Source organism: Prosthecobacter sp. (assembly GCF_044378005.1).
Taxonomy (GTDB): Bacteria; Verrucomicrobiota; Verrucomicrobiia; order Verrucomicrobiales; family Verrucomicrobiaceae; genus Prosthecobacter.
In genome coordinates, this window is record NZ_JBILYB010000294.1 from 1 (window position 1) to 3,404 (window position 3,404).

Annotated in this window: 3 protein-coding genes; all 3 read right to left on the reverse strand. The window is 59.6% G+C overall.

Translation table 11 applies throughout. The features are described 5' to 3' along the window. The coding region (locus AC6FTP_RS26340; protein ID WP_497209871.1) for a DUF1587 domain-containing protein at positions 1-1,689 on the reverse strand (1,689 nt) is incomplete at its 3' end. 77 nt (positions 1,690-1,766) lie between these two features. Next, on the reverse strand, positions 1,767-3,149 hold the full coding sequence (locus tag AC6FTP_RS26345; RefSeq protein ID WP_497209872.1) for a DUF1501 domain-containing protein: 1,383 nt from the start codon (positions 3,147-3,149) through the stop codon (positions 1,767-1,769). Between the two features lie 6 nt (positions 3,150-3,155). After that, positions 3,156-3,404, reverse strand: a 249-nt coding sequence (locus AC6FTP_RS26350) for a hypothetical protein (RefSeq protein WP_497209873.1), incomplete at its 5' end; no start/stop codon positions are given.

Below are 3,404 nucleotides of genomic sequence, written 5' to 3' on the forward strand. Positions count from 1 at the left end.
ACGGAAGCCAGGCGGATAGCCAAAATACGGCCAGGTTGCGGAAAGAAAGAGCGCCATCTCCAAGCTGGGATCGCGGCGTTGCTCAGGCGTCATTGCTTTCAGTTCCGCCGCAGTGATGGGCACCATGCGATTGTTCCGCGCAAAGAACATCGCCTCGCGTTCGCCGAAGGTATTCAGACCTGGAAAAAGCTCCGTGCCGGTGAATCGTTGCGTCACGGGTGCTGCGGGTGGCTTTGGGCCTGCCATCGCCGTGCGCAGAGCGGTCTCGGTGGCTTCGAGATAGGCATCGAGCTGCACATGCGACATATCCAGCAGTGCTGAGACCTTGGTGAAACCATGCGCGTCGCGCTCCTCGGGCAGTTTGTCGCGAATGTCGAGGTCTGGCAGCTTCAGCAGCGCACGCAGGTTGTTTTCAAACTCCACACGAGTGAGGCGCCGCACCGGACCACGACCGTTTTTCGCTGTCTCTTCTTTTGCGGCGGCGAGTAGGCTCGCGCTGAGTTGCGAGACGACGGCTTTGCGTTCCTCGGCGCTGACTTTGGATTTCTCGGGCGGCGGCATGTCGCCTTTTTCGATCAAATCAAACACTCGCGTCCATCGGCCTCGTGTCTCGGCCTGACTGAGATCAAAGGTCAGTGCGGTGATGTCGAAGTCACCCTTCGCTGTGCTGTCGTCATGGCAGTCGATGCAATGCTTGTCGATGAAGTGGTGGATCGGGCTCGTGGCGGCTGATTTTGGAGTGAGTGATTCAAAGAAGTGAACATTCGTGATGTGCAGTTCTTCGAGGCCGCTTTTCTTATCGATGTAGCCGTCGATCTGATCCACCAACTGATCTCGCGTGAGTTTCCAAACGACTTTTCCGGCCTGGTCGATCTCCGCCAGCAGATCGCGGCCCTCGTCGGCTTTCTGCATGTGATAATCCCCGCAGGCCATGAGCAGGTTGCCATTGGCCAGACGCGACATGCCGAGCAGGTAGCGACATTGCAGGCCGAGGTCTTCGGTGGTCCAGCAGCCGATTTTTTGGCCCACCGCATCCACGTGCAGCAACTGGCATCCCGTCGATGTGGCGACCCACAGCGAGCCGTCTTTGGCCTGCAAGGTGGCAAAAGCCTTCTTCACCGTGGGCGATGGCTTCAGCAGCGGATCGAGCGGAATGCTTTGCAACACGCGGCCCGTGCCTGTTTCGACTTTCAGCACCGTTTTGCGGCCGTATTGGCCGACCCAGAAAGCATTCGCACCCGGCACTTCACGAATCATGCGATAGCGAAAGTGGAGCGGATCGTCCTTGAGATCCGGCAGTGTTGTCTCGCTCACCACCTTGCCGCTTTGATCGACGATGCGGATCTGATTCACGCCGCTGTCCATCAATGCGAACTTCTTGCCGCCTTCGAGCACCGCCACGCTGTTCGCTTCCGCGCCTTTTGCGCCTGCAACGGCCTTGTGATCCAAGACGAGCTTCTTCGCCGCATCAAACACCGCCAAACCACCTCTGTGCGCATACGCGATGCCACCGTCCGGTAGTCGAGCCGCATCATAAATGCCGCCGTGACCAGGATGCTTCCAAACCGTGAGCACTTTGCCTGCACGATTGATTTCAATGACCTGCGTGTCCGCCGCGAGGAGGTAGCGCTCCTCGGCGTGGGCTTTGCAGCAGATAAACGCGAGAGCAAAGAGGGTGATGTATTTCATGGGACGACAAAAAAATTGGAGACAGAAAGATGGATGTTTTTGTCTCCCATCTTTTTGTCGTGGATGGCTTGAGATCTTCACGCGAGGATCTCCTTAACGAGTTTGCCATGCACGTCCGTCAGGCGGAAATCACGGCCGGAGTAGCGGTAGGTGAGGCGCTCGTGGTCGATGCCGAGGAGGTGAAGGACGGTGGCGTGGATGTCGTGAATATCGACGGCTCCTTCGACCGGGAAGTAGCCGAAGTCGTCAAGCTGACCGTGGCTGGTGCCGGGACGGAGACCAGCGCCGGCCATCCAAATGGTGAAGCCCCAGGGATGATGGTCACGACCCGGTTTGGTGCCGCCGCCTTCGGTGTTGGGCGTGCGACCAAACTCGGTGGCGAAGACGACAAGCGTGTCTTCCAACAGGCCGCGACCTTTCAAATCCTTCAACAACCCGGCGATGGGCCGGTCGATGGCGCGGGCGTTTTGGGCGTGTTTTTCCTTCAAGTCGCCGTGCTGGTCCCAGCCGTTGCTGACGATCTCGATGAAACGAACGCCGCGCTCGAGCAACCGCCGAGCGACGAGGCATTGCCGGCCAAACTCATCGGTTTCCTTGTGCTCGGTGCCGACGCCGTAGAGCGCGAGGGTGGCGGCGGTCTCCTTGGTAAGATCGGTGGCCTCGGGCACGGCATCCTGCATGACGTAGGCTTTTTCGTGGTTGGCGATGGCGGCCTCGATGATCTGATTCTGCGCGGAGGATTTCAGGAAGTCGCGGTCGAGCTGCCCCACCGCCCGCATCTTGTTTTGCTGGAGCGATTTGATCTTCTCCGCCATCACGAGGTCGGCCAGTGGCCGGGCTGGGTCCTGGAAAAAGGGCGAGCCCTGATGGACCGGCGGCAGGAATCCATTGGTGCGATACATGCGCTTCCGCGAGCCCATGACGACGAAGCCGGGTAGGTTCTGATTTTCCGAACCGAGGCCGTAGTGCGCCCACGAGCCAACGCTGGGGAAGCCTTGCAAGAGTGAGCCACCATGGAGCATGCCGATGGCGCTCTCGTGATCGGGTGACGGGCCGTGCACTCCATGGAGAAAGGTGAGGTCGTCCACGCAGGAGCCGATGTGTGGAAAGAGATCGCTGACCATCTTTCCGCACTTGCCGTAGCGCTGAAAGGCGAAGGGACTGCCAAGAATGGCGTTGGTGGTGCGCCCGGTGATGTCCTCTTTTTTACCAGCGATTTGCAGCGGCTTGCCTTGATCCTGCGTGAGGCGCGGTTTGTGATCAAAGCTGTCGAGATGCGAGAGGCCGCCGTCCAGAAAGAACCACACGACGCGTTTCGCTTTCGGTGCGAGGTGCGGTGTGGTGAGCTGCACTTGCGAGCCGAAGGATCGATCTGCCAAGAGAGATTGCAGCGCGAGCCAGCCAAAGCCCGAGGCGCTGGTTTGCAGAAAGGAGCGGCGGCTATGTGGTGAAGGCTGCATGGCGGATCAGGGGATGTAGAGAAACTCTTTGGCGTTGATGAGGACGTGGCAAAGGTCCGTCCAAAGTCGCTGGTCCGAGCCACGCGCGGCAGGTGGCAGCGCGTAGGCCTCGGCCTGGTCATCGAGGAACTCGACGAGCGACTGCACCTCGTCAGTGGAGGGCTGGCGGCCTAGCGCCTTGGCAAAGAGATGCTCGATGCGCTGCTCGGTCGAGTATCCTTTGCGGAGCTTCATATCTTTCGCTGCCCAGGCGGT

What these genes read in the sequence shown, in the direction of transcription:
- AC6FTP_RS26345 (WP_497209872.1), bottom strand. Translation starts at nt 3,149, where the DNA reads ATGCAGCCTTCACCACATAGCCGCCGCTCCTTTCTGCAAACCAGCGCC.